The 22,195-nt window shown below is 70.8% G+C and carries 33 protein-coding genes and 3 pseudogenes; 17 read left to right on the top strand and 19 right to left on the bottom strand.

Annotation, left to right across the window (positions count from 1 at the left end):
* The 15 genes and pseudogenes from FHX78_RS36565 (at nucleotide 1) to FHX78_RS36495 (ending at nucleotide 9,211) form a co-directional block, all read left to right on the top strand.
* Nucleotides 1-168: a pRL2-8 gene (locus FHX78_RS36565; RefSeq protein ID WP_145872469.1), complete on the top strand. Its 168-nt coding sequence runs from the start codon at nucleotides 1-3 to the stop codon at nucleotides 166-168.
* A gap of 88 nt (nucleotides 169-256) precedes the next feature.
* Nucleotides 257-1,200: pseudogene (locus tag FHX78_RS36560) on the top strand (AAA family ATPase).
* A 98-nt stretch (nucleotides 1,201-1,298) separates the two neighbouring features.
* Entirely contained in the window at nucleotides 1,299-1,601 is a 303-nt protein-coding gene (locus tag FHX78_RS36555) for a hypothetical protein (protein ID WP_145872470.1), read from the top strand.
* Between the two features lie 89 nt (nucleotides 1,602-1,690).
* Nucleotides 1,691-2,368 carry a GGDEF domain-containing protein gene (locus FHX78_RS36550; RefSeq protein ID WP_145872471.1) on the top strand — a complete coding sequence of 226 codons (678 nt, stop codon included), beginning with the start codon at nucleotides 1,691-1,693 and terminating at the stop codon, nucleotides 2,366-2,368.
* On the top strand, nucleotides 2,365-2,805 hold the full coding sequence (locus FHX78_RS36545; protein WP_145872472.1) for an ASCH domain-containing protein: 441 nt from the start codon (nucleotides 2,365-2,367) through the stop codon (nucleotides 2,803-2,805). The genes FHX78_RS36550 and FHX78_RS36545 overlap by 4 nt, the downstream gene beginning before the upstream one ends.
* The gene (locus FHX78_RS36540; protein ID WP_145872473.1) at nucleotides 2,802-3,098 is read left to right on the top strand and encodes a hypothetical protein; all 297 of its coding nucleotides are present in this window, start codon (nucleotides 2,802-2,804) and stop codon (nucleotides 3,096-3,098) included. Before FHX78_RS36545 ends, FHX78_RS36540 begins: the two co-directional genes overlap by 4 nt.
* An 18-nt stretch (nucleotides 3,099-3,116) precedes the next feature.
* Nucleotides 3,117-3,320, top strand: a complete 204-nt coding sequence (locus FHX78_RS36535) for a hypothetical protein (RefSeq protein WP_145872474.1) — start codon at nucleotides 3,117-3,119, stop codon at nucleotides 3,318-3,320.
* On the top strand, nucleotides 3,320-3,802 hold the full coding sequence (locus FHX78_RS36530) for a hypothetical protein (RefSeq protein WP_145872475.1): 483 nt from the start codon (nucleotides 3,320-3,322) through the stop codon (nucleotides 3,800-3,802). The genes FHX78_RS36535 and FHX78_RS36530 overlap by 1 nt, the downstream gene beginning before the upstream one ends.
* Nucleotides 3,802-3,987 carry a hypothetical protein gene (locus FHX78_RS36525; RefSeq protein WP_145872476.1) on the top strand — a complete coding sequence of 62 codons (186 nt, stop codon included), beginning with the start codon at nucleotides 3,802-3,804 and terminating at the stop codon, nucleotides 3,985-3,987. Before FHX78_RS36530 ends, FHX78_RS36525 begins: the two co-directional genes overlap by 1 nt.
* 90 nt (nucleotides 3,988-4,077) lie before the next feature.
* Complete coding sequence (locus tag FHX78_RS36520) at nucleotides 4,078-4,515, top strand: RapZ C-terminal domain-containing protein (protein ID WP_145872477.1); 438 nt, start codon at nucleotides 4,078-4,080, stop codon at nucleotides 4,513-4,515.
* Complete coding sequence (locus FHX78_RS36515) at nucleotides 4,512-5,201, top strand: hypothetical protein (RefSeq protein WP_145872478.1); 690 nt, start codon at nucleotides 4,512-4,514, stop codon at nucleotides 5,199-5,201. The genes FHX78_RS36520 and FHX78_RS36515 overlap by 4 nt, the downstream gene beginning before the upstream one ends.
* Before the next feature lie 541 nt (nucleotides 5,202-5,742).
* Nucleotides 5,743-6,012, top strand: a complete 270-nt coding sequence (locus FHX78_RS36510; RefSeq protein ID WP_145872479.1) for a hypothetical protein — start codon at nucleotides 5,743-5,745, stop codon at nucleotides 6,010-6,012.
* Nucleotides 6,013-6,348: 336 nt separating this feature from the next.
* Nucleotides 6,349-6,663, top strand: a complete 315-nt coding sequence (locus FHX78_RS36505; protein WP_145872483.1) for a hypothetical protein — start codon at nucleotides 6,349-6,351, stop codon at nucleotides 6,661-6,663.
* A gap of 140 nt (nucleotides 6,664-6,803) precedes the next feature.
* Nucleotides 6,804-8,066: a ParA family protein gene (locus FHX78_RS36500; protein ID WP_145872482.1), complete on the top strand. Its 1,263-nt coding sequence runs from the start codon at nucleotides 6,804-6,806 to the stop codon at nucleotides 8,064-8,066.
* Nucleotides 8,063-9,211: a ParB/RepB/Spo0J family partition protein gene (locus tag FHX78_RS36495; RefSeq protein ID WP_145872481.1), complete on the top strand. Its 1,149-nt coding sequence runs from the start codon at nucleotides 8,063-8,065 to the stop codon at nucleotides 9,209-9,211. Before FHX78_RS36500 ends, FHX78_RS36495 begins: the two co-directional genes overlap by 4 nt.
* Before the next feature lie 412 nt (nucleotides 9,212-9,623).
* Here FHX78_RS36495 and FHX78_RS37110 read toward each other — a convergent pair whose 3' ends face one another.
* On the bottom strand, nucleotides 9,624-10,295 hold the full coding sequence (locus FHX78_RS37110; RefSeq protein ID WP_167532040.1) for a helix-turn-helix domain-containing protein: 672 nt from the start codon (nucleotides 10,293-10,295) through the stop codon (nucleotides 9,624-9,626).
* A 342-nt stretch (nucleotides 10,296-10,637) separates the two neighbouring features.
* Between FHX78_RS37110 and FHX78_RS37105 the strand changes: the two genes are divergently transcribed.
* A complete protein-coding gene (locus FHX78_RS37105) occupies nucleotides 10,638-10,895 on the top strand; it encodes a hypothetical protein (protein WP_167532039.1) in 258 nt (85 codons plus the stop codon).
* 857 nt (nucleotides 10,896-11,752) lie between these two features.
* Here FHX78_RS37105 and FHX78_RS36485 read toward each other — a convergent pair.
* The 16 genes and pseudogenes from FHX78_RS36485 to FHX78_RS36410 form a co-directional block, all read right to left on the bottom strand.
* Nucleotides 11,753-12,022 carry a hypothetical protein gene (locus tag FHX78_RS36485; RefSeq protein WP_145872479.1) on the bottom strand — a complete coding sequence of 90 codons (270 nt, stop codon included), beginning with the start codon at nucleotides 12,020-12,022 and terminating at the stop codon, nucleotides 11,753-11,755.
* 541 nt (nucleotides 12,023-12,563) lie between these two features.
* Complete coding sequence (locus FHX78_RS36480) at nucleotides 12,564-13,253, bottom strand: hypothetical protein (protein WP_145872478.1); 690 nt, start codon at nucleotides 13,251-13,253, stop codon at nucleotides 12,564-12,566.
* A complete protein-coding gene (locus tag FHX78_RS36475) occupies nucleotides 13,250-13,687 on the bottom strand; it encodes a RapZ C-terminal domain-containing protein (protein WP_145872477.1) in 438 nt (145 codons plus the stop codon). Before FHX78_RS36475 ends, FHX78_RS36480 begins: the two co-directional genes overlap by 4 nt.
* Before the next feature lie 90 nt (nucleotides 13,688-13,777).
* A complete protein-coding gene (locus FHX78_RS36470; RefSeq protein WP_145872476.1) occupies nucleotides 13,778-13,963 on the bottom strand; it encodes a hypothetical protein in 186 nt (61 codons plus the stop codon).
* On the bottom strand, nucleotides 13,963-14,445 hold the full coding sequence (locus FHX78_RS36465; RefSeq protein ID WP_145872475.1) for a hypothetical protein: 483 nt from the start codon (nucleotides 14,443-14,445) through the stop codon (nucleotides 13,963-13,965). The genes FHX78_RS36470 and FHX78_RS36465 overlap by 1 nt, the downstream gene beginning before the upstream one ends.
* Nucleotides 14,445-14,648 (bottom strand): hypothetical protein, encoded by a 204-nt coding sequence (locus FHX78_RS36460; protein WP_145872474.1) that lies wholly within the window; start codon nucleotides 14,646-14,648, stop codon nucleotides 14,445-14,447. The genes FHX78_RS36465 and FHX78_RS36460 overlap by 1 nt, the downstream gene beginning before the upstream one ends.
* Nucleotides 14,649-14,666: 18 nt before the next feature.
* Complete coding sequence (locus tag FHX78_RS36455) at nucleotides 14,667-14,963, bottom strand: hypothetical protein (RefSeq protein ID WP_145872473.1); 297 nt, start codon at nucleotides 14,961-14,963, stop codon at nucleotides 14,667-14,669.
* The gene (locus tag FHX78_RS36450; protein ID WP_145872472.1) at nucleotides 14,960-15,400 is read right to left on the bottom strand and encodes an ASCH domain-containing protein; all 441 of its coding nucleotides are present in this window, start codon (nucleotides 15,398-15,400) and stop codon (nucleotides 14,960-14,962) included. The genes FHX78_RS36455 and FHX78_RS36450 overlap by 4 nt, the downstream gene beginning before the upstream one ends.
* A complete protein-coding gene (locus tag FHX78_RS36445) occupies nucleotides 15,397-16,074 on the bottom strand; it encodes a GGDEF domain-containing protein (RefSeq protein ID WP_145872471.1) in 678 nt (225 codons plus the stop codon). Before FHX78_RS36445 ends, FHX78_RS36450 begins: the two co-directional genes overlap by 4 nt.
* 89 nt (nucleotides 16,075-16,163) lie before the next feature.
* A complete protein-coding gene (locus tag FHX78_RS36440) occupies nucleotides 16,164-16,466 on the bottom strand; it encodes a hypothetical protein (protein ID WP_145872470.1) in 303 nt (100 codons plus the stop codon).
* Between the two features lie 98 nt (nucleotides 16,467-16,564).
* Nucleotides 16,565-17,508 (bottom strand): annotated as a pseudogene (locus FHX78_RS36435) (AAA family ATPase).
* Between the two features lie 88 nt (nucleotides 17,509-17,596).
* Nucleotides 17,597-17,764, bottom strand: coding sequence for a pRL2-8 (locus FHX78_RS36430; protein WP_145872469.1), 168 nt, complete (start codon nucleotides 17,762-17,764; stop codon nucleotides 17,597-17,599).
* A gap of 1 nt (nucleotide 17,765) precedes the next feature.
* Nucleotides 17,766-18,113: a hypothetical protein gene (locus FHX78_RS37245; protein WP_189908778.1), complete on the bottom strand. Its 348-nt coding sequence runs from the start codon at nucleotides 18,111-18,113 to the stop codon at nucleotides 17,766-17,768.
* Entirely contained in the window at nucleotides 18,110-18,616 is a 507-nt protein-coding gene (locus tag FHX78_RS36420; RefSeq protein WP_145872468.1) for a hypothetical protein, read from the bottom strand. Before FHX78_RS36420 ends, FHX78_RS37245 begins: the two co-directional genes overlap by 4 nt.
* Nucleotides 18,617-18,728: 112 nt before the next feature.
* Nucleotides 18,729-19,016, bottom strand: a complete 288-nt coding sequence (locus FHX78_RS36415) for a hypothetical protein (RefSeq protein ID WP_145872467.1) — start codon at nucleotides 19,014-19,016, stop codon at nucleotides 18,729-18,731.
* Entirely contained in the window at nucleotides 19,013-19,261 is a 249-nt protein-coding gene (locus FHX78_RS36410; RefSeq protein ID WP_145872466.1) for a hypothetical protein, read from the bottom strand. Before FHX78_RS36410 ends, FHX78_RS36415 begins: the two co-directional genes overlap by 4 nt.
* Before the next feature lie 256 nt (nucleotides 19,262-19,517).
* Here FHX78_RS36410 and FHX78_RS36405 point away from each other — a divergent pair.
* A pseudogene (locus FHX78_RS36405) lies at nucleotides 19,518-20,707 on the top strand (IS110 family RNA-guided transposase).
* An 8-nt stretch (nucleotides 20,708-20,715) separates the two neighbouring features.
* Here the strand turns inward: FHX78_RS36405 and FHX78_RS36400 are convergent.
* Together FHX78_RS36400 and FHX78_RS36395 are read right to left on the bottom strand one after the other, a co-directional pair.
* Complete coding sequence (locus FHX78_RS36400; protein ID WP_145872465.1) at nucleotides 20,716-21,141, bottom strand: RRQRL motif-containing zinc-binding protein; 426 nt, start codon at nucleotides 21,139-21,141, stop codon at nucleotides 20,716-20,718.
* 264 nt (nucleotides 21,142-21,405) lie between these two features.
* Complete coding sequence (locus FHX78_RS36395; RefSeq protein WP_145872464.1) at nucleotides 21,406-22,185, bottom strand: hypothetical protein; 780 nt, start codon at nucleotides 22,183-22,185, stop codon at nucleotides 21,406-21,408.
* Nucleotides 22,186-22,195: the final 10 nt, after the last annotated feature.

The raw sequence follows: 22,195 nt of genomic DNA, 5'->3' as shown, positions 1-22,195 counted from the left end.
ATGGCGAGCGCGAAGGCGACGGACCCGCCCCGGGGGCAGTGCACGCAGTGCTGGTTCCACGCGTACGCCAGCCGCGAGGCCCACGCCGGGCTCGGTCCGCGCGAGGACTGCCCGCAGTGCGTGGACCACATGAAAGGCGGCCACCCCGCCCACATGATCGTCCGCTGACGGCGCGCGAAGCCGTCCCGTTCACCCACCACGCCGGGCAGCGCGTCCACCGAGCTGCCCGGCACCCTCACCCCTCCAAGGAGTCCGTATGACCGCGCCGTACTACCCGCAGATGCCCGAGAACAGCCTGGTCGTCCTCATCGGCCCCGCCGGGGCCGGGAAGACCACCATCGCGAACACCTGGCCCGCCTCGCAGGTCCTGTCCCTGGACGCGCTCCGCGAGACGGTCAGCGACGACGCGGGCGACCAGGACGCCACCGCCGACGCGGTCGCCGCCCTGCACCTGCTCCTGGAGGCGAGGATGCGCCGCCGGCTGTTCACGGTCGTCGACGCAACCAACGTCACCGAGGCGGCCAGGCGGCCGCTGGTCGCCGCAGCCAAGCGGCACAACATGCTCCCCATCGCGCTCCTGGTCGCCACCCCCAGCACGGTGTGCGTGGACCGGCAGGGCGCGCGGCCGGCCAACCGCCGCGTGCCGGAGGAAGTGGTCATCCGGCAGCGCAAGGACATGGTCGACTCACAGCGCCGCGGCCTCAAAGCGGAGGGCTTCACCGAGGTCGTCTACTCCGAGAGCCTCTACCGGCTGCTTCCGTTCCTGGAGCGCCTGAGCGGGGCCCGGCAGGCCGACCTCGGCCTGGACGGCAGCGACGGCCTCGGTGACCTGAACCTCGTGGCCCGGATGTTCGGCGAGGAGATCGTGCCGCTGTGGCAGTGGAAGCCCGGCTCGAACGTCGCCGGCGGCGACCGCGTCGCAGAGGTCCGCCTCGGTCAGATGTACCTCACCCTCGCCCTGCGCACCGACGTGGACGGCGAGGGCGACGTCGGGTTCGACGTCATGGTGCCGTGCCCGCACGACGACGAATGCGACGGCTACGCCTGGGTGCCCGCCTACAGCGTCACCTGCCTGTTCCGCGCGCTCAACGGCGACCTGGACGACGACGAGACATCGTCTGCACCGTCCACGACCAGGACGACGACCCCGACGGGCGCGCCGACCTCGAGGAGCAGGCCCTCGAAGCGATCCGAGGCTGACGGATCCTCCGTGCTGCCCCAGCCCCGGCCCACCGCCGGAGGCCGGGGCGGTCGCGGTGGTCCCTCAACCGCCGCGATCACGAGAGGAGACGGACGTCATGACCCTGCCCTACTTCGAGGTCGACGTCCCCATACGGAGCACCGAGACCCCCGGCCTGGAAGGCGTGCACGTCTTCACCGGCCAGGCCGACAGCCGTAGCGCCGCCATGAAGGCCGCGCACGAGGTCTACGACGCGGCACGCGCCGCGGCGGAGGCCGGACTTGAGATTCCCCACGGGCGCCCGGACGGCTGGGGTGCCTGCGGATACCGGCCCGGCTGGGAGCTCGACTGGCCCGCCGCGAAGGCCGGCCCCTGGAGGAGCCCGTACAGCTGGCTCAACTCCAGCCCCTTCGAGCTGTAGCTCTGCCCCGGGACAGGCGTCCAGGCGTGGAAACCGTCGCCTGCCCCGGGCCCACCCAACCCGTACGAGACGAGAGGGAGATCCTCAGTATGGACTCCGTCCTGCACCACCGGGGCCGAATCGGCTCGCGCACCCTCCTGCTGACGACCGCCGCCGTGCCGCTGACCGGCTGGGCGGTGCACGCCGTCGCGCTGCACAAGCGGTTCGCCGCCACGCGGAAGGACCCGCTGACCGGACTCTTGCGCCGCGACGCCTACACCGCCCGCGCCCGCCGGATCCTCGCCCGGCACGGCGACAGCGTGACCGTGGTCATGGTCGACGCCGACCACTTCAAGCAGATCAACGACACGGCCGGGCACCCGGGCGGGGACGCCGTGCTCGCCGCGTTCGGCGCCCGGATCACCGCGTGGGCGGGCCCGCGCGCCGCTGCGGGCCGCCTCGGAGGCGATGAGTTCGCGGTCGTACTGCAGTTGCCCGCCGGCCGTCGCGAGCAGCGCCTCGCGCAGCTGGTCCAGATGCTGCACACGCCGGTCACCCTGGACGACGGCCGCACCCTCAAAGTCGCCGCCTCGGTCGGCGCCGCAGCCCCCGACATCCTCGGCACCCGCGACCTGACCGGCCTGCAGAGGGCGGCCGACACCGCGCTGTACGACGGCAAGCACTCCGGCCGCGCGGTCCTCGCCACCCCCGCGCACACCACGGTCCCGCCCATCAACGGACGCCGGGCGGGCAGGCCGGGCACGGCCGTGTGGGGGCGGGCCGCATGAGCACCGCGACCCTGCCCGAGGGCGACTGGATCCGGGGCATCAGCATCCGGCAGCCATGCGCGGCCTGCATCCTCGCCGGGGCCAAGACGGTGGAGAACCGGCCCACGCGGTGGCGGCCCGGCTGGGTGCTGCTGCACACGAGCAAGACCATCGACCGGCCCGCCCTGCGAACTCCGCTGATCGGCCGCACGATCCGCGACCGCCAGCTGGTCACCGGCGCCGTGGTCGGCGTCGCCCGGATCACCGACTGCCACCAAGACCCCGACGGTGCGCCGCCCTGCTCGGAGTGGGCGCACCCGGGCGCCTGGCACCTGGTGCTCGACGACGTCCAGGAGCTCCCCCTGCCCGTCCCCGCGCGCGGGCAGGTCGTGCCCTGGAAGCCGACGCCGGGCCTGCTGGAGCGCGTGTTCCAGCAGCTGCCCGCCTTCCGGCCGTGACCCGCAGGGGACGCGCGAAGAAGGAGAAGCCGCCGTTCGAGCCGGGCCTGATTCCGGCTCCCGGCGAGCTTCTCGTCTGGCGCGACGGCCAGCACTTCGACCGCTGGCAGGACCTCCCCTGCACGCTGTGCGGCCAGCCCACGCACATGCGCTCCCACTCCGGTGAGCCCGTGCACAAGGCATGCGCGGAGGACTGGATCACCGCCAACCCCGTTGAGGCCCGCCTCGGGCGGTTCGCCTCCGACCTCGCGCCGAAGCCCAAGTCCAAGAAGGGCCAAGGCGACCACGCCTGACCTCCACCTGGAGGACCCATGAGCAGCACCGACCGCGACGTCGACCACGCCCTCGCCTACCCCGAGCCGCCCGCCTCCCCGCTCTGGCACCGCCATGGCACGAAGGCCCGCCCGCTCACCGAAGCCCAGCAGCGGCGCAACCGCGAGCTGCTGGACATCGCCCAGCGCACCACCCGACCCCGCTCCCCTCGCCCCACCAAGACCCTGGCGGAGGCCAACTGATGGACACCAAGCACTGCGCCGTCGACGGCTGGGTCGACGCGATTCCCGTCCCCGGACCGCGCGACACCGTCACCTTCGACCTGGTCGTCCGGCCCGCCGACATCGACGCGCTCGACGACGACGCCCCCGACACGGTCATCACCTGCACCAGCGGTGACCCCCGAATCACCCACGAGCTGCTGAACGGCATACAGCCCGGCGACCTGCTGCGCGCGACCGGCACCCTGGTCCAGCCGCCGACGCCCGGCGAGCACGCCCGGCTCACCGTCGACGCCCTGGAGGTTCTGGACACCACACTGGTCCCCGTCCTACGGGAGACGGTGCTCGACAGGTACGGCGACTACGTCGTGATCTTCGACGGAGACACGGACGCCGTGCCCGTCTTCACCGCGCACGGGCAGTGGGTCGGCCTGGCGGACAACCCCGACGCCATCGCCACCCTCATCGACATCCACGAGCGCGTGAACGGCGGCGACGCCTGATGGCCACCACCACCGCGCACGCCACCCGGACCATCCTGGAGCGGTTCCCCGCCGGAGCTCCCCGCGGCTCCTGGCCGGCCGAAGAGTACGCAGCCGCCCAACGCGCCCAGGGCACCAACGCCCAGGTCGTGATGGACCTGCCCAGCGACCAGTTCCTCGTGGTCACCGACACCACCACCCAGTAGCACCACCCCGGAGCGCCGCCCCCGCCCTTCCCGGCCGGTCGCGGCGCTCCGTGTGTTCCCGCCCCTCACCACCGAGCAGGAGGCTCACCCTTGCGCCCGATCCGTCTGACCTCGTTCGGCTACCTGCACTTGCCCACCGGCCCGGACGGCTCCCCCGTCCCGCCCGCCGCCGACCGGATCGAAGACGTCCGCGACCGGCTCCGCGACCCCGCCGCCGCCCGCGACATCCTCGACCTCGACGGCCTCAACCCCCGCGTCCAGGACGTCGTCCTCGCAACCCCCGGCGCCCGCGAGCTACTCGCCAACCTCGCCGACTACGCCGACCTGCCCGCCGGCCCCAGCCGCATCGCCATCGGTTGCGCGGGCGGCAGGCACAGGGCCAGCGGTCTTACCGAACTCCTGGCCCGAGAACTCCGCGACCGCGGCCGCGAGGTCGTAGTCGAGCACCTGCACGTCCATCTGCCGCGCGTCCTCAAGACACCCGCCAGCCCCAGCACCGCCAACACCGAGCAGGAGACCGCCCGATGATCCGTCGCTTCCGCCGCTGCGGCCACGGCCCCGGCACCCTCACACCCGAGGACCAGGCCATCGTCGACCAGTTCCGCGCGATGCTCACCGCCCTGCGCAACCCCGAGCCCTGGACGCCCGGCAGCGCCCGGGACATCGCCGTGCGCATCGGCCCGTTCGTGGAACGTGCGCACACCCGACCTGGCGACGACCACGGCCCCGAGATGATCGCCGTCGCCCTGGTCCACCCCGACACCCCGCACGCCAGCGCCTACCTCCAGGGCCGCCAGCTCGTCTACACCGAGCGCGGCTGGCTGCGCTGCGAAACGAGCGCGATCCTCGGCTTCTGGCAGCCCGGCTACGCGATGCTCACCCACGCCGCCGCCGGCCTGCCCCTGCCCGACGACGTCGGCATGGAACCCGCGCACTACGCCCTCTACATCGAGGCCCGCAAACGCAACGACAGCCGCGACGGCTACACCCTGCTGCGCATCGGCCCCTACACCCAGGCCCGGCACGCCCAGCAGGACTACGACCTGCTCACCGCCGCACTGGAGGGGAGGGAGACCACCCTCGTGCCCGGACACTGCGTTTCTGCAAGGCTCGGGCCGTTCGACGTGAGCGACCACGACCTGTTCGCCGACCCGTACGAGACTGACGCCGTGGCGCTCCTGGACACGGCTGTCGAAGGGATGAGCACCGAGTGACCACCGTCCCCACCTCCCCCACCGACAGGAATCTGGACGCCGCGCTCCGCAGTCGCCGGCGAGATCGCCCGCACTGGTGGCAAAGCGTCCCTGCTGCTGGCCATTACTCGACTGAGCTGACGTCGTAGCTCAGCACGGCGCAAAGCGCTCCATACCGCTCCTAGCACACTGCACCGCTAGCGTCGCAACCGTTCAAGGCCCCGGAGACGAGTCCCCCTCGTCTCCGGGGCCTTTTCGCGTTTCTGGCCCTCCCACCGCGCACGTCCACTCCCGTGCCCTGTAGCGGTTCCGGACCTGTCATTCAAGGAAAGGACGGCCCTGAATCCGCACGAAGTCCCAGGCCATGACTCTCGAATACGGCTTCGCCGGCTGTCATGGTTCCTCCGCCGTCGGGCTTGCGGAGCTAACCCACCCGTCCCTCACTGTGCTGGGCACCAGCCCCGGCTGCCGTGCAGCACGCACCCCAAGACGTAAGGGACGGGACTGCTCCATGCTCCGCTCACTCGCCAGCCCGGCGAGTACACCGACTGAAGGAACCGACGTGCCCGACCACAACACCCCGACCCCCGACCCGGCCACCCCGTCCGACCCGGCCCCCGTCTCACCCCCGCGGCCGCAGCCCACCTCCCCCGCGCTACTCGTCGGGATCGGCCTCGTTGCCGCATTCCTCATCGGCTTCATGGCGGTGTTCTTCGGCTATCTCTCCTGGCAGCACCCCGCGGCCGCAGAACCGCTGCAGGTCGCCGCCGCCTGGGCCGGTGTCGGCTCCACCGTCCTGTTCGCCCTGCTCGCCATGGCGGCCCGGCGATGACGAACCCCCAGCACCTTCACAGCGTGGAAACCGGCCCTCTAGTCCGATCACCGCAGCCGAGCACCCAGCCGACCACAACCGCGTCGACAGAGCCCGGCACGCCCCATCCGCGTCACGTCCTGGTCGCCGCCGGCGGCGACCGAGTTCCCCTGGGCGACGTCAACGGACTAGGCAACGTGGGCCGCGACCGCGGCTACCGCGAGAGCGCCGTCGTCAGCGATGGCAAAGCCTTCTACGAAGCCCTGCGCACGGGCCGGCCCCTGCATCCCATCACCTACGTACGCCCGGACCTGGGCGTCATGGCTGGCGGCTCCCACTATCGGCGCCACCCCGGACATGCTCCAGGCCACCTACCGCATGCAGCAGCACCGCCAGGCCCTTGCCCTGGCCGTCTGCCTCGCCCCAATCACCCCCACCCACGATCTGGTCGTCCTCAACAGCGCGCCCGAGCCCCCACTGCGGCAGTTGGCCCTGTCCGCAGCCCGGCTGATGTATCGCTCCCACCCGCTCCGACAAGGCGAGCATCACGGCCTCTGCAGCATCAGCCGCCGGTTTCAGCTGGTCCGCCGCACCGTCGACGCTCTCGAGGTCCTAGATACCGTCGGCACGGACAGCTTGCCTGGCTTCGTAGCCACGGTGATTACGCCGTAATCACCGTGTGAGGGGTGGTCCTACCGGGAGGCGTTGTGATTACGACGTAATCACCTGGGGGCGGAGGCGCCTCTGATCAACTTGGTCTAACTAACGTGTCGCTGATGTGATTGATCATGGACGTTAGTATGGTTTCCTCCATGAGTTCGCCAGCCACCTCCAGCGACCGCGACAAGGTCGTCTCCAAGCTGCCGGGATGGCTCCGGCAGAACCTGAAAATCAGAGCCGCTCAGCACGGCATCGAGATCCAGGCCGCCGTCGAACAGGGCATCACCGACTGGTGCAGCCTCGCCTTCACCCCCGCCACCATCGACACTGCCGGCGCCGACTCCTTCTCCACCTTCCTGCCCTCCGGACAGTGGGAAGAGTTCCGACGGATTGCCGCAGACCGGCGTGTCTCCCTCATTCAAGGCCTTGCGCAGTCCGTCCAGTTGTGGCTCGACGCCAACCCGGCCCCAGACATCGAGCGACCGGCGATCACCCGGCGCATCGTCGTCTGCAACCAGAAAGGCGGCGTCGGCAAAACCGCTATCACGGCCGGGCTCGGCGAGGCCCTGGCGGAAGACCGCAACACCCTGCACCCCGTACGCGTTGCCAAAGCACTCACCAAGGCACTGCGTGCGAGCGAGACACACGATGACGCCGAAGCGGCCGCAGACCCGCTCGACATCGAGAACCTCCCCGGCCCGGGACTGCGGGTGCTCCTCGTGGACTTCGATCCGCAGTGCCACCTCACCAACCAGCTCGGTGGCAGCCCACTGCCGATGAACGGCGACAGCCTCACCAACCACATGGCGGGAGATCCCAAGGGCGACCTGCGTGATCTCATCGTTGCTGTTGATGACGATACGTTCGGCGGCCGCCTTCACCTGCTGCCCGCCTGCAACGACGCCTTCCTGCTCGATGTGCGCCTGTCCGCGGTCCGAGCCCGGGAAGCGGCCCTTGAGCGTGCCCTCGCTCCGCTCGAAGCTGATTACGACGTAATCATCGTCGACTGCCCTCCCAGCCTCGGTCTCAGCATGGACGCCGCGGCCTACTACGGCCGACGGCGCGACGGAGAGAAGCCCGGACAGTCCGGAGCCCTCATCGTGGTCCAGGCCGAGGACAGCTCCGCCGACGCCTACGAACTGCTCACCACTCAGATCGACGACCTGCGCGGCGACCTTCAGGTCGACATCGACTACCTGGGCATCGTGGTCAACCTCTACGACTCCCGCCGCGGATACATCGCGACTTCCTCCCTGCAGGGGTGGGTGGACATAAAGGATCCGAGAGTCGTGGGACTCATCGGAGACCTCAAGGAACAGAAAGAAGCAGTACGCGTGAAGCAACCCTTGCTCTCCTACGCCCCCAAGTCCCAGCAGGCCGTCGGCATGCGGGCCCTGGCGAGGGAGGTGCTGTGAGCAAGGCCGATCAGCTGGGCTCCGGCCGGTTCGGCGGGGGAGTACGCACGGTCAGCGCACGCCGTCAGGCCGTCGCCGCCGCCACGGGCGTCCCCACAGAGGGAATCGCCCCGCCCACAGAACTCCCCGTCAATCGAATCAGTCTCAACCCGGACAACCCCCGCTCCACCCTCGGGGACCTCACCGACCTCGCCGGCAGCCTGAAGACTCACGGCCAGAAGCAGGCCGTCACGGTGATGAACCGCGACGCCTACGTCAAGGCCAACCCGGAACGCGAAGCCGATCTCGAACCGGACACCACCCACGTTGTTGTCGACGGCAGCAGCCGCCTCGCCGCAGCCCGCGAGGCCGGCCTCGACACGCTCGCGGTCATGGTCAGCGACAACCAGGGCTCGACCCCAGAAGAGCTCCTCGAATCCGCCCTCGTGGCCAACATCCACCGTCAGGCCCTCGAAGAACTCGACGAAGCCCGCGCGCTCCAGCGCCTGCTGGAGATCCACGGCAGCCAGCGAGCCCTCGCCAAGCGTCTCCACCGTTCCCAGGGCTGGGTCTCCCAGCGCCTTGCCCTGCTCAACCTGACCCCGGAACTCCAAGCCCGCATCGGTCAGGAACCCATCGACCTGCTGCGCGCAGTCGGCAACAAGCCCGTGGAACACCAGGCAGCAGCCCTGGACGAGCTCAAAGCCGAGCGAGCAGCCAAAGAGGCGGCCCGTACGTCGAGCCGCCGCGCGACGCGGCAGACGTCAGATACTGGCGAGGACACGACCAGTAGCCCTGGCAGTGATTACGACGTAATCACCGATTCCGCGGAAGGTGACTCGGCTAACAACAGCCAGGGCGCGAGGGCAACCGACGAGGGTCGAACCGTGAGTTCGGCAGCGGCAGCGGCAGATCTCGTCCCCGAGCCACGCGCCGACTCCGCCTCGCCCAAGGACAGGGAAGCGAGCCGAGAGCAGCAAGCCCGCCGGGTGCCGTTCGACAAGCCCGGAGAACTCGCGTTGCTGCTGGACGTCAGAGTGAAGACGAATGACGACTTCTTCGCGCTCCTGAGGCTGCTGCACAGCAAGGCACTCGACAGAGACCCGGCCCGGGCAGGTGAGCTGGCGCGATCGTTTGCTGAGCATGCCGCTGAACGGACTGTCTGACTCAGCTGCATTCCAACTACGCAGGGGGCCCATCTGCTGTGGATGGGCCCCCTGCGAAGCCTCAAGTGTGGACGTGACCTCCACCGTCCAGGTCGGCCGGCCTCAATGAAAGGGTGTGCCGCCAGCCGCCTCACCTCGCTGCCCAGTTGATGACGGGGCTCAAGGTGATACCCGTCCAAGTCGGTGGGCGACGCCGGCGGAAGCACTTGGGTGGCTGCCCTCGCAGATGCCCTGATCACGCAACAGAACCCAGCCCGTTTCTCTGCGCTCACCCGCGCATGAGACGCCGACGGCCGCATGCCATTGGGCCGCCGACTGGTCATGGCCAGTAGGAAGTGAGCGTTCGGCTGGTTGCACAACTGCCGGGCAGCCGGTGGATCCCCGACGTGCATGTGTGAGCCAGAGGTGTTGCCTATCTCGCCGGATGTATGGGAGTGGCGAGGCAGCGGCGGACGGGGGAGTAGGCGGGGGCTCGTGAGGTGCCGCCCAACGCGTCGCGGAAGGCGATGAGGAGGTCTTCGACCCGGGTGCTGGCCGTCGAGGTCTCCTCCTGGGCCGTCGACTTGACTACAGCTGGTTGTGGCGTGACGGGCTGGGAGCGGATTTCGGCTTCCCATAAGGGGTGGAAGTACGTGGGCTCACCGTCCAGAAGTTGTACGAGACGCTGGATCTCCTCCCAGTCACCTGTTGCCGTTCCGTCGAGGAGGGCTGTGATGCGGTCCTGGTCGAGTTGGTTGCCACTGGTGATGGCAATGGCCCAGGGCGTTGGGCTTCCGGCGCGCAAGTGGAGAAACCGCAAGGCGGAAGCGAGCGAGGTGGGTCGGGCCTGACTGTCGCGGCGTGCGCTGGAGGTTTCCCAGACGCGGCGCAGGACTTCGGGGTCGGCGCCGCAGGCGCGGGCCAGTGCGGCGACGTGTTTCCAGGAGGGGAAGCGCTCGCCGGACATCATGCGGGAAAGATGGCCGGCGGAGAGACCGGTGCGGGTGGCCAGAGCACGCAGGCTGAGTCCGGAGGCGCGCTGAAGGCTGCTGAGGATGTTGGCAAGGTCCTGTCCGGCGAGTGTCGCTGGAGGGACCGTGGTCATGGGCGCTGAGGCAGGACCTGCGCTGGCGTCGAGGTTGTGCGTGCTGGCCGTTGAGGGGCCTGGTGGTGATGACGGAGGCGATGGGGCGGCGGGGGAGGGGATGCGGCGTGGACCGGGTGTGCGGCGGACCGACGCCCACTTCTTGCGGGCGGTGTCCTTGCTCATCCCGAGCGAGGTTCCGATCGCTTCCCAGGAGGCTCCCCGACGCTTGCTGCGGGCCACCATGCTGGGAGTGAGGCGGTCAGCGAGTACCTGGAGGCGTGCCATCTGCTCCAGCGGAGCCGTGACGGCGGCGCCGGGCTGGTCGAGGGCGAGCAGCATGTCCCGGGACAGGTGAATGATTTGGTTGAGCTGGACGCGCAGGGCCTGATCGAACTCCTCGGTGTCTGGAGGCTGGGAGGCAGCCTGTCGTTGCCGGCGGGCTCGCTGTCGGCAGGCGGTACTGCAGTACTCGCCGGGCCGCCCTGTGGCCTGAAAGCGTCGTTCCTTGCCGCACTGTTTGCACGTCGGCTGCGAAAAGGTGTTCCCCATCGTGGCGTTTCTCCCTTGCGTGTGGCTTTCCCGGGCGACGAAATGGGGATCGTCGCCCGGGAAACGTGACAGTGAGCGGTGGATGTGCAGCCGTTTCGTCGCGCGGATGCACGCAGATCACGACGAGAGCCGAGGGGACATCGGCCCTCAAAGTGTCAGGACACCGGGGGCCCACCGGGGCGGCCACGCCAGGCGAGGAACGCCCAAATGGCCACTGCTACCAGGGAGGTTGCCAGCTCCGTCCAGTGTGAGGAGCCAGGAACGACGATGAGTGCCGGAGCGGCGAACGTGGGCACGGCCGGAGTAGGCAAGCTGTCCGTGCCGACGGTATCTAGGACCTCGAGAGCGTCGACGGTGCGGCGGACCAGCTGAAACCGGCGGCTGATGCTGCAGAGGCCGTGATGCTCGCCTTGTCGGAGCGGGTGGGAGCGATACATCAGCCGGGCTGCGGACAGGGCCAACTGCCGCAGTGGGGGCTCGGGCGCGCTGTTGAGGACGACCAGATCGTGGGTGGGGGTGATTGGGGCGAGGCAGACGGCCAGGGCAAGGGCCTGGCGGTGCTGCTGCATGCGGTAGGTGGCCTGGAGCATGTCCGGGGTGGCGCCGATAGTGGGAGCCGCCAGCCATGACGCCCAGGTCCGGGCGTACGTAGGTGATGGGATGCAGGGGCCGGCCCGTGCGCAGGGCTTCGTAGAAGGCTTTGCCATCGCTGACGACGGCGCTCTCGCGGTAGCCGCGGTCGCGGCCCACGTTGCCTAGTCCGTTGACGTCGCCCAGGGGAACTCGGTCGCCGCCGGCGGCGACCAGGACGTGACGCGGATGGGGCGTGCCGGGCTCTGTCGACGCGGTTGTGGTCGGCTGGGTGCTCGGCTGCGGTGATCGGACTAGAGGGCCGGTTTCCACGCTGTGAAGGTGCTGGGGGTTCGTCATCGCCGGGCCGCCATGGCGAGCAGGGCGAACAGGACGGTGGAGCCGACACCGGCCCAGGCGGCGGCGACCTGCAGCGGTTCTGCGGCCGCGGGGTGCTGCCAGGAGAGATAGCCGAAGAACACCGCCATGAAGCCGATGAGGAATGCGGCAACGAGGCCGATCCCGACGAGTAGCGCGGGGGAGGTGGGCTGCGGCCGCGGGGGTGAGACGGGGGCCGGGTCGGACGGGGTGGCCGGGTCGGGGGTCGGGGTGTTGTGGTCGGGCACGTCGGTTCCTTCAGTCGGTGTACTCGCCGGGCTGGCGAGTGAGCGGAGCATGGAGCAGTCCCGTCCCTTACGTCTTGGGGTGCGTGCTGCACGGCAGCCGGGGCTGGTGCCCAGCACAGTGAGGGACGGGTGGGTTAGCTCCGCAAGCCCGACGGCGGAGGAACCATGACAGCCGGCGAAGCCGTATTCGAGAGTCATGGCCTGGGACTTCGTGCGGATTCAGGGCCGTCCTTTCCTTGAATGACAGGTCCGGAACCGCTACAGGGCACGGGAGTGGACGTGCGCGGTGGGAGGGCCAGAAACGCGAAAAGGCCCCGGAGACGAGGGGGACTCGTCTCCGGGGCCTTGAACGGTTGCGACGCTAGCGGTGCAGTGTGCTAGGAGCGGTATGGAGCGCTTTGCGCCGTGCTGAGCTACGACGTCAGCTCAGTCGAGTAATGGCCAGCAGCAGGGACGCTTTGCCACCAGTGCGGGCGATCTCGCCGGCGACTGCGGAGCGCGGCGTCCAGATTCCTGTCGGTGGGGGAGGTGGGGACGGTGGTCACTCGGTGCTCATCCCTTCGACAGCCGTGTCCAGGAGCGCCACGGCGTCAGTCTCGTACGGGTCGGCGAACAGGTCGTGGTCGCTCACGTCGAACGGCCCGAGCCTTGCAGAAACGCAGTGTCCGGGCACGAGGGTGGTCTCCCTCCCCTCCAGTGCGGCGGTGAGCAGGTCGTAGTCCTGCTGGGCGTGCCGGGCCTGGGTGTAGGGGCCGATGCGCAGCAGGGTGTAGCCGTCGCGGCTGTCGTTGCGTTTGCGGGCCTCGATGTAGAGGGCGTAGTGCGCGGGTTCCATGCCGACGTCGTCGGGCAGGGGCAGGCCGGCGGCGGCGTGGGTGAGCATCGCGTAGCCGGGCTGCCAGAAGCCGAGGATCGCGCTCGTTTCGCAGCGCAGCCAGCCGCGCTCGGTGTAGACGAGCTGGCGGCCCTGGAGGTAGGCGCTGGCGTGCGGGGTGTCGGGGTGGACCAGGGCGACGGCGATCATCTCGGGGCCGTGGTCGTCGCCAGGTCGGGTGTGCGCACGTTCCACGAACGGGCCGATGCGCACGGCGATGTCCCGGGCGCTGCCGGGCGTCCAGGGCTCGGGGTTGCGCAGGGCGGTGAGCATCGCGCGGAACTGGTCGACGATGGCCTGGTCCTCGGGTGTGAGGGTGCCGGGGCCGTGGCCGCAGCGGCGGAAGCGACGGATCATCGGGCGGTCTCCTGCTCGGTGTTGGCGGTGCTGGGGCTGGCGGGTGTCTTGAGGACGCGCGGCAGATGGACGTGCAGGTGCTCGACTACGACCTCGCGGCCGCGGTCGCGGAGTTCTCGGGCCAGGAGTTCGGTAAGACCGCTGGCCCTGTGCCTGCCGCCCGCGCAACCGATGGCGATGCGGCTGGGGCCGGCGGGCAGGTCGGCGTAGTCGGCGAGGTTGGCGAGTAGCTCGCGGGCGCCGGGGGTTGCGAGGACGACGTCCTGGACGCGGGGGTTGAGGCCGTCGAGGTCGAGGATGTCGCGGGCGGCGGCGGGGTCGCGGAGCCGGTCGCGGACGTCTTCGATCCGGTCGGCGGCGGGCGGGACGGGGGAGCCGTCCGGGCCGGTGGGCAAGTGCAGGTAGCCGAACGAGGTCAGACGGATCGGGCGCAAGGGTGAGCCTCCTGCTCGGTGGTGAGGGGCGGGAACACACGGAGCGCCGCGACCGGCCGGGAAGGGCGGGGGCGGCGCTCCGGGGTGGTGCTACTGGGTGGTGGTGTCGGTGACCACGAGGAACTGGTCGCTGGGCAGGTCCATCACGACCTGGGCGTTGGTGCCCTGGGCGCGTTGGGCGGCTGCGTACTCTTCGGCCGGCCAGGAGCCGCGGGGAGCTCCGGCGGGGAACCGCTCCAGGATGGTCCGGGTGGCGTGCGCGGTGGTGGTGGCCATCAGGCGTCGCCGCCGTTCACGCGCTCGTGGATGTCGATGAGGGTGGCGATGGCGTCGGGGTTGTCCGCCAGGCCGACCCACTGCCCGTGCGCGGTGAAGACGGGCACGGCGTCCGTGTCTCCGTCGAAGATCACGACGTAGTCGCCGTACCTGTCGAGCACCGTCTCCCGTAGGACGGGGACCAGTGTGGTGTCCAGAACCTCCAGGGCGTCGACGGTGAGCCGGGCGTGCTCGCCGGGCGTCGGCGGCTGGACCAGGGTGCCGGTCGCGCGCAGCAGGTCGCCGGGCTGTATGCCGTTCAGCAGCTCGTGGGTGATTCGGGGGTCACCGCTGGTGCAGGTGATGACCGTGTCGGGGGCGTCGTCGTCGAGCGCGTCGATGTCGGCGGGCCGGACGACCAGGTCGAAGGTGACGGTGTCGCGCGGTCCGGGGACGGGAATCGCGTCGACCCAGCCGTCGACGGCGCAGTGCTTGGTGTCCATCAGTTGGCCTCCGCCAGGGTCTTGGTGGGGCGAGGGGAGCGGGGTCGGGTGGTGCGCTGGGCGATGTCCAGCAGCTCGCGGTTGCGCCGCTGCTGGGCTTCGGTGAGCGGGCGGGCCTTCGTGCCATGGCGGTGCCAGAGCGGGGAGGCGGGCGGCTCGGGGTAGGCGAGGGCGTGGTCGACGTCGCGGTCGGTGCTGCTCATGGGTCCTCCAGGTGGAGGTCAGGCGTGGTCGCCTTGGCCCTTCTTGGACTTGGGCTTCGGCGCGAGGTCGGAGGCGAACCGCCCGAGGCGGGCCTCAACGGGGTTGGCGGTGATCCAGTCCTCCGCGCATGCCTTGTGCACGGGCTCACCGGAGTGGGAGCGCATGTGCGTGGGCTGGCCGCACAGCGTGCAGGGGAGGTCCTGCCAGCGGTCGAAGTGCTGGCCGTCGCGCCAGACGAGAAGCTCGCCGGGAGCCGGAATCAGGCCCGGCTCGAACGGCGGCTTCTCCTTCTTCGCGCGTCCCCTGCGGGTCACGGCCGGAAGGCGGGCAGCTGCTGGAACACGCGCTCCAGCAGGCCCGGCGTCGGCTTCCAGGGCACGACCTGCCCGCGCGCGGGGACGGGCAGGGGGAGCTCCTGGACGTCGTCGAGCACCAGGTGCCAGGCGCCCGGGTGCGCCCACTCCGAGCAGGGCGGCGCACCGTCGGGGTCTTGGTGGCAGTCGGTGATCCGGGCGACGCCGACCACGGCGCCGGTGACCAGCTGGCGGTCGCGGATCGTGCGGCCGATCAGCGGAGTTCGCAGGGCGGGCCGGTCGATGGTCTTGCTCGTGTGCAGCAGCACCCAGCCGGGCCGCCACCGCGTGGGCCGGTTCTCCACCGTCTTGGCCCCGGCGAGGATGCAGGCCGCGCATGGCTGCCGGATGCTGATGCCCCGGATCCAGTCGCCCTCGGGCAGGGTCGCGGTGCTCATGCGGCCCGCCCCCACACGGCCGTGCCCGGCCTGCCCGCCCGGCGTCCGTTGATGGGCGGGACCGTGGTGTGCGCGGGGGTGGCGAGGACCGCGCGGCCGGAGTGCTTGCCGTCGTACAGCGCGGTGTCGGCCGCCCTCTGCAGGCCGGTCAGGTCGCGGGTGCCGAGGATGTCGGGGGCTGCGGCGCCGACCGAGGCGGCGACTTTGAGGGTGCGGCCGTCGTCCAGGGTGACCGGCGTGTGCAGCATCTGGACCAGCTGCGCGAGGCGCTGCTCGCGACGGCCGGCGGGCAACTGCAGTACGACCGCGAACTCATCGCCTCCGAGGCGGCCCGCAGCGGCGCGCGGGCCCGCCCACGCGGTGATCCGGGCGCCGAACGCGGCGAGCACGGCGTCCCCGCCCGGGTGCCCGGCCGTGTCGTTGATCTGCTTGAAGTGGTCGGCGTCGACCATGACCACGGTCACGCTGTCGCCGTGCCGGGCGAGGATCCGGCGGGCGCGGGCGGTGTAGGCGTCGCGGCGCAAGAGTCCGGTCAGCGGGTCCTTCCGCGTGGCGGCGAACCGCTTGTGCAGCGCGACGGCGTGCACCGCCCAGCCGGTCAGCGGCACGGCGGCGGTCGTCAGCAGGAGGGTGCGCGAGCCGATTCGGCCCCGGTGGTGCAGGACGGAGTCCATACTGAGGATCTCCCTCTCGTCTCGTACGGGTTGGGTGGGCCCGGGGCAGGCGACGGTTTCCACGCCTGGACGCCTGTCCCGGGGCAGAGCTACAGCTCGAAGGGGCTGGAGTTGAGCCAGCTGTACGGGCTCCTCCAGGGGCCGGCCTTCGCGGCGGGCCAGTCGAGCTCCCAGCCGGGCCGGTATCCGCAGGCACCCCAGCCGTCCGGGCGCCCGTGGGGAATCTCAAGTCCGGCCTCCGCCGCGGCGCGTGCCGCGTCGTAGACCTCGTGCGCGGCCTTCATGGCGGCGCTACGGCTGTCGGCCTGGCCGGTGAAGACGTGCACGCCTTCCAGGCCGGGGGTCTCGGTGCTCCGTATGGGGACGTCGACCTCGAAGTAGGGCAGGGTCATGACGTCCGTCTCCTCTCGTGATCGCGGCGGTTGAGGGACCACCGCGACCGCCCCGGCCTCCGGCGGTGGGCCGGGGCTGGGGCAGCACGGAGGATCCGTCAGCCTCGGATCGCTTCGAGGGCCTGCTCCTCGAGGTCGGCGCGCCCGTCGGGGTCGTCGTCCTGGTCGTGGACGGTGCAGACGATGTCTCGTCGTCGTCCAGGTCGCCGTTGAGCGCGCGGAACAGGCAGGTGACGCTGTAGGCGGGCACCCAGGCGTAGCCGTCGCATTCGTCGTCGTGCGGGCACGGCACCATGACGTCGAACCCGACGTCGCCCTCGCCGTCCACGTCGGTGCGCAGGGCGAGGGTGAGGTACATCTGACCGAGGCGGACCTCTGCGACGCGGTCGCCGCCGGCGACGTTCGAGCCGGGCTTCCACTGCCACAGCGGCACGATCTCCTCGCCGAACATCCGGGCCACGAGGTTCAGGTCACCGAGGCCGTCGCTGCCGTCCAGGCCGAGGTCGGCCTGCCGGGCCCCGCTCAGGCGCTCCAGGAACGGAAGCAGCCGGTAGAGGCTCTCGGAGTAGACGACCTCGGTGAAGCCCTCCGCTTTGAGGCCGCGGCGCTGTGAGTCGACCATGTCCTTGCGCTGCCGGATGACCACTTCCTCCGGCACGCGGCGGTTGGCCGGCCGCGCGCCCTGCCGGTCCACGCACACCGTGCTGGGGGTGGCGACCAGGAGCGCGATGGGGAGCATGTTGTGCCGCTTGGCTGCGGCGACCAGCGGCCGCCTGGCCGCCTCGGTGACGTTGGTTGCGTCGACGACCGTGAACAGCCGGCGGCGCATCCTCGCCTCCAGGAGCAGGTGCAGGGCGGCGACCGCGTCGGCGGTGGCGTCCTGGTCGCCCGCGTCGTCGCTGACCGTCTCGCGGAGCGCGTCCAGGGACAGGACCTGCGAGGCGGGCCAGGTGTTCGCGATGGTGGTCTTCCCGGCCCCGGCGGGGCCGATGAGGACGACCAGGCTGTTCTCGGGCATCTGCGGGTAGTACGGCGCGGTCATACGGACTCCTTGGAGGGGTGAGGGTGCCGGGCAGCTCGGTGGACGCGCTGCCCGGCGTGGTGGGTGAACGGGACGGCTTCGCGCGCCGTCAGCGGACGATCATGTGGGCGGGGTGGCCGCCTTTCATGTGGTCCACGCACTGCGGGCAGTCCTCGCGCGGACCGAGCCCGGCGTGGGCCTCGCGGCTGGCGTACGCGTGGAACCAGCACTGCGTGCACTGCCCCCGGGGCGGGTCCGTCGCCTTCGCGCTCGCCATCTCAGCTGTCTCCTTGCGGGTGAAGGGCGCGGGCAGACCAGATCAGGCGCTGCCCGGCGTCGTCGGTGATCAGGGCGGCGGCCTCGTGCAACGGGCAGGAGGCGTCTCCGTCGCGGTCAGGCTCGATCTGCTCGGCACGGCGCGCGGCGGCGGTGAGCAGCTGCGCCAGGGCCGCGAGGAAGCCGCCGGCCGGGTCGGTGTCCTCGATGAGCTCGCGCAGGATCGCGGCGAGCTCCTCCTGGTCGACGTCGTCGGCGCGAAGGTCGTCCTCGATCTGCTGGAGGGCCAGCGAGGCGATCCCGACCGAGGCGCGGGCGCGTTCCAGTCGCGTCCGGGGCTGGCTGGTCACCGGGTGGTGGCCTTGGCCGTGGCAATGAGCGCGGCGACGGTCTCCCAGCCGTGGTGCCAGGAGTTGTCGAGGTGGAAGGCGCCGTTCATTCCGTGCGAGGCCAGCTTGTAGAAGTCGGTCTTGCCGGTCTTGTCGGCGAGCTTCTCCATGACGCCGTGGCCGGGCACGCGGCGGTCCGCGATGTAGTGCGTGCCGAAGGACAGGGCGAGCGCGGCCGCGGCCGCGCCGGGGTGGACCCGAATGCCCAGCGCGCGGGCCCCGAGCCCGGCGACGACCGCCTGGGTGGCGGTGTAGGTGACGCAGTGGTGCAGGCACGCCTTGCGGCCGTCGGCGGTGCCGTGGGTGGTCTTCTCCTTGGTGGCCGGGTCCTCGTAGGTCACCGGGGCGTCGTCGGAGGCGCCCTTCACGCGGGCGCAGAAGTCGTTCTGGACCCAGAAGTCGCCGACCGCGCTGGCGGCGCGGGTCAGTCCAAGCAGGGCGGCGAAGACGGCGGGACGATGCATGCTGGAGGTCTCCTGATCTCGAAGAGGGTGAGGGAGCGGGTGGCCGGCCCTTTGCCGATGCGCGGCCACCCGGCGGTCCCGACCCCGGCCGGCGTGGCCGGGGTCGGGTCGTTCAGAACGGGGGCTCGTTGTCCGGCCAGGCCGGAACGGGCAGGAGCCGGACGCGCAGCTCGCGCCGGTCCGACCAGCAGCCGCACGCCTCCATCTCCGGGTTCGCGCCGCCGACCCACCAGCCGCCTGCGCCCCGGCAGTCGGGGCAGGAGCGGCGGGGCCGGGGCGTCAGTTCGATGCGGTGCCGGTCGGCGTACAGCCGCCAGTGGCCGGCCTTGAGCACGGACACGGCGGCGAACGGGACGGCGGCGGCGATCAGCAGGGCGGCGCGCAGACGGCAGCCGGTCACCGCAGCGGGATGGCGCGGCAGTTGGCGGCGTGGCTGTTGGCGTCCGGCCGGATGCAGAACAGGAAGTCTTCCTCGGGCCGGTCGGAGAAGTCTCCGCAGCCGTGGCAGTTCCAGCGGTTCTTGTCCGAGTGCTCGCCGGGGCCGGTGACGTCCACGTAGCTGCCGCCGACCGTGATGAACCGGATCAGCAGGTTCTTGGGGCGGTCGGGCTCGGTGAAGGCGGCGGCGCGGACAGCGGTACTCATGGGCGGTGGTCCTCTCGGATCAGGCGGCTCTACCTTCTTGATCGGGTTGATCGAGCCATTCGTAGGGTTGGGTCGCCCAGGGGTGCTGGGTGTGGCTATCAGGCGGCTGCCGTCTCGTGGCTTCCCTTGCTTCGCCGCTCAGCGCCCCACGACGACTCGGCCGCCGATTAGGAAGTGCGAACAAGTCGCTGTGTAGAGCAATGCCGGCGAAGTCGTCCGTGGCACGAGCAGTACGCACACGCATGTCAGGAGCGCAATGAGTCGGATATGGGCGGGGATCGACAGCGGCAAGGGCCATCACCACGGCCTTGTTCTGGACGCGGACGGCAAGACCCTGTTGTCGCGGCGGGTGGCCAACGACGAGCCCGAGCTGTTGAAGCTGACGTCCTGGACCTGGCCGACGGCCGTGAGGTCACCTGGGCCATCGACATGACCGGCGGAGAGCCGGCACTGCTGCTGGCCCTGCTGGTCAACCACGGCCAGGAGGTCCTCTACATGCCCGGCCGGCTGGTCAACCGGGCATCCGACGGCTACCGCGGCGAGGGCAAGACCGACGCCCGCGACGCCTATGTCATCGCCGACCAGGCCAGAATGCGCCGCGACCTGCGGCCCATCCGTCCCGGCGACGAAGCCGCCGTGGAACTCAAACTGCTGACCGGACGCCGGGCCGACCTGGTCGAGGACCGCACCCGCGTGGTGAACCGCCTGCGCGGCACCCTGCTGAGCATGTTCCCGGCCCTGGAACGGGCCCTGGATGTCACCAGCACGGGACCGCTCAGGCTGCTGACGGGCTACCAGACCCCGGCCGCGATCCGCTGGGCCGGCATCACACGGCTCGCGAGGTGGCTGGCCAACCGCAAGGTCCGCAATGCCAGAGCCCTGGCCGAGGCTGCGGTCGAGGCCGCCGAACGCCAGCACACCGCCGTCCCCGGTGAGAAGACCATCGCCAAGCTGGTCCACACCCTGGCCGAGGAGGTGATGGCCCTCAACGAGCAGATCCGTGAGCTGGACAAGCTCATCGAGGGCCGGTTTCGCGAGCACGAGCTCGCCGACATCATTCTGAGCGTCCCCGGCATCGGCACGGTTCTGGGAGCGGAGTTCCTCGCCGCCGTCCGCGGCAGCCTCGACGAGTTCGACTCCCCGGACGCCCTGGCAGCCTTCGCCGGCGTCGCCCCAGCACCTCGCGACTCGGGCAAGGTCAGCGGCAACCTCCACCGGCCGATCGCCTACCACCGAAGACTCCAGCGCGTCTTCTACACCTCCGCGCTCGTCAGCGTCCGCTACGACCCGAACTCGCGGAAGTTCTACGACCGCAAACGCGCCGAGGGCAAGAAGCATGTCCAGGCCGTGCTCGCCCTCGCCCGCCGACGCGTCAACGTCATCTGGGCTCTGATCCGTGACCGACGGTGCTACGAAGTGGCACCCCCGGCCACGGCCGCCGCTTGACAACAGCATTAGGAAGCAAGCAGGTGCTTGGCCGGGGGAGCGATGTAGGAGGCGGGGTCGGCGGGCGTGCCGTCGAAGCACTCCAGGCAGGACCCCAAGGTCTTCAGCGGGAGGCAGTGGAAGTAGCGCCGGCGGCAGGTGCCGCACGTCTGGCGTGCGGCCATGGCCTTGTCGAGCGCGGCTTCCTTCGCGAGGGTCATCGGGCGCTTCGGCTTCGCCAGGTCGATCCGGTACAGCCATGCGAAGCGCTTGCCGCCGCGGCACTCGATCCGGGCGACGGGCTCTTGGCCGCCGGGGCGCAGTCCCATCTCCCGCAGTTGGCGGCGGGTGGCGAGGTTGTCGCGCCCGGCCTGCTTCCACCGGAAGACCAGTAAGGAGCCGTCGCCGGGGTCGTACGGGTCGACGTCGAGCAGGTCCTGGTCCTGGTCGGCCATCACCTGCTCCAGGTACCGGGCAACCGGCGCTGAGGCAGCGGGTAGCGAGGTCCGGGACGCTGCGGGCGGGGCCGGCCGATCCGGCGGCGCGGGCGGGGGATGAGCACGAGCGGTTCCTCCTGGTGTCGTTGGACAGCAAGCACCGCGCCTCGCCGACGTCGTGCTGGTGTCGGCGGGGCGCGGTGCGAGGTGGCCGGTCGGCCTGTCCAGCCCTCGCCCACCCGCGAGCGGGGTGGGCGAGGACCAGGCGGAGCGACCGGAAGGTCAGTCCCGGAACGGGCAGCCGCTGTGCGGGTGCTGTTCGACGACCGGGGCCGGAGCCGGGGCGGGTACGTGGACGTGGATCTCGGGCTTGACGGAGACCCTCGCCGGGCGGGCCGGACGGCCGACGCGGCGGCGCAGGGTCAGGCCGCGCATCGCGAACGCGGACAGGACCGTCCAGGCGAGGACCGCGAGGCCGACCGCGATGGGACGGCTGGTGGCGGGGGTCGCCGTCCAGACCATGAACACGGAAGCCGCGCCCCACCCCGCCCACATCGCACGCACCCCGTTGTTCCGGGAGAGGTAGCCGAGGACCAGGCCGGTGATGCCGGTGAGCAGCCACAGCGTGTAGACGGTGGAGGCCGCGACCGGGAGACCGGCGGAGTGCTGCGCGATGTAGGTGCGCACCGGCTGGTCGACGACGGCGAACACGCCGCTGGACGTGTCGCCGCCGACCTGCACCTTGGGCACGGCGGTGAGCAGCTGGTGCAGCCCCTCAAGGACGACTTCGCCGGCGGCCTTGGCCATCAGCACGATGAAGGACACGCCGGCCACCATCAGGACGGCCCGGAGCCAGGGGGCCATGTACCGGAAGCCGTCCTCGGGGGCGCTGAGGACGTCCTCCCACATCGCGCGCAGGACGCCGTCTTCCTCCCATGCCTCCTGCCACCAGGTGCGCAGTGCGGCGAACCGCGGCTCCTTGGGCGGAGCCTTCGGGAAGGGCACGGGGAGGTAGGCGAGCTCCTGGCGGTCGGCGCGGGGGGTGTTGTCGTTGGACGGCACGGGGCAACTC

This window comes from Streptomyces capillispiralis (assembly GCF_007829875.1).
Lineage (GTDB): Bacteria > Actinomycetota > Actinomycetes > Streptomycetales > Streptomycetaceae > Streptomyces > Streptomyces capillispiralis.
This window is presented reverse-complemented; position numbering and strand designations above follow the sequence as displayed.

Excerpts from the sequence above, each read along its gene's own strand:
- FHX78_RS36480 (WP_145872478.1), bottom strand. The coding sequence starts at position 13,253 with ATGATCCGTCGCTTCCGCCGCTGCGGCCACGGCCCCGGCACCCTCACA.
- FHX78_RS36545 (WP_145872472.1), top strand. The coding sequence starts at position 2,365 with ATGAGCACCGCGACCCTGCCCGAGGGCGACTGGATCCGGGGCATCAGC.
- FHX78_RS36400 (WP_145872465.1), bottom strand. The coding sequence starts at position 21,141 with ATGGCCGACCAGGACCAGGACCTGCTCGACGTCGACCCGTACGACCCC.
- FHX78_RS36445 (WP_145872471.1), bottom strand. The coding sequence starts at position 16,074 with ATGGACTCCGTCCTGCACCACCGGGGCCGAATCGGCTCGCGCACCCTC.
- FHX78_RS36410 (WP_145872466.1), bottom strand. The coding sequence starts at position 19,261 with ATGAGTACCGCTGTCCGCGCCGCCGCCTTCACCGAGCCCGACCGCCCC.
- FHX78_RS36515 (WP_145872478.1), top strand. The coding sequence starts at position 4,512 with ATGATCCGTCGCTTCCGCCGCTGCGGCCACGGCCCCGGCACCCTCACA.
- FHX78_RS36460 (WP_145872474.1), bottom strand. The coding sequence starts at position 14,648 with ATGAGCAGCACCGACCGCGACGTCGACCACGCCCTCGCCTACCCCGAG.
- FHX78_RS36555 (WP_145872470.1), top strand. The coding sequence starts at position 1,299 with ATGACCCTGCCCTACTTCGAGGTCGACGTCCCCATACGGAGCACCGAG.
- FHX78_RS36470 (WP_145872476.1), bottom strand. The coding sequence starts at position 13,963 with ATGGCCACCACCACCGCGCACGCCACCCGGACCATCCTGGAGCGGTTC.
- FHX78_RS37110 (WP_167532040.1), bottom strand. The coding sequence starts at position 10,295 with ATGACCACGGTCCCTCCAGCGACACTCGCCGGACAGGACCTTGCCAAC.
- FHX78_RS36525 (WP_145872476.1), top strand. The coding sequence starts at position 3,802 with ATGGCCACCACCACCGCGCACGCCACCCGGACCATCCTGGAGCGGTTC.
- FHX78_RS36535 (WP_145872474.1), top strand. The coding sequence starts at position 3,117 with ATGAGCAGCACCGACCGCGACGTCGACCACGCCCTCGCCTACCCCGAG.
- FHX78_RS36505 (WP_145872483.1), top strand. The coding sequence starts at position 6,349 with ATGCTCCAGGCCACCTACCGCATGCAGCAGCACCGCCAGGCCCTTGCC.
- FHX78_RS36530 (WP_145872475.1), top strand. The coding sequence starts at position 3,320 with ATGGACACCAAGCACTGCGCCGTCGACGGCTGGGTCGACGCGATTCCC.
- FHX78_RS36430 (WP_145872469.1), bottom strand. The coding sequence starts at position 17,764 with ATGGCGAGCGCGAAGGCGACGGACCCGCCCCGGGGGCAGTGCACGCAG.
- FHX78_RS36550 (WP_145872471.1), top strand. The coding sequence starts at position 1,691 with ATGGACTCCGTCCTGCACCACCGGGGCCGAATCGGCTCGCGCACCCTC.
- FHX78_RS36450 (WP_145872472.1), bottom strand. The coding sequence starts at position 15,400 with ATGAGCACCGCGACCCTGCCCGAGGGCGACTGGATCCGGGGCATCAGC.
- FHX78_RS36440 (WP_145872470.1), bottom strand. The coding sequence starts at position 16,466 with ATGACCCTGCCCTACTTCGAGGTCGACGTCCCCATACGGAGCACCGAG.
- FHX78_RS36420 (WP_145872468.1), bottom strand. The coding sequence starts at position 18,616 with ATGCATCGTCCCGCCGTCTTCGCCGCCCTGCTTGGACTGACCCGCGCC.
- FHX78_RS36565 (WP_145872469.1), top strand. The coding sequence starts at position 1 with ATGGCGAGCGCGAAGGCGACGGACCCGCCCCGGGGGCAGTGCACGCAG.
- FHX78_RS36500 (WP_145872482.1), top strand. The coding sequence starts at position 6,804 with ATGAGTTCGCCAGCCACCTCCAGCGACCGCGACAAGGTCGTCTCCAAG.
- FHX78_RS36465 (WP_145872475.1), bottom strand. The coding sequence starts at position 14,445 with ATGGACACCAAGCACTGCGCCGTCGACGGCTGGGTCGACGCGATTCCC.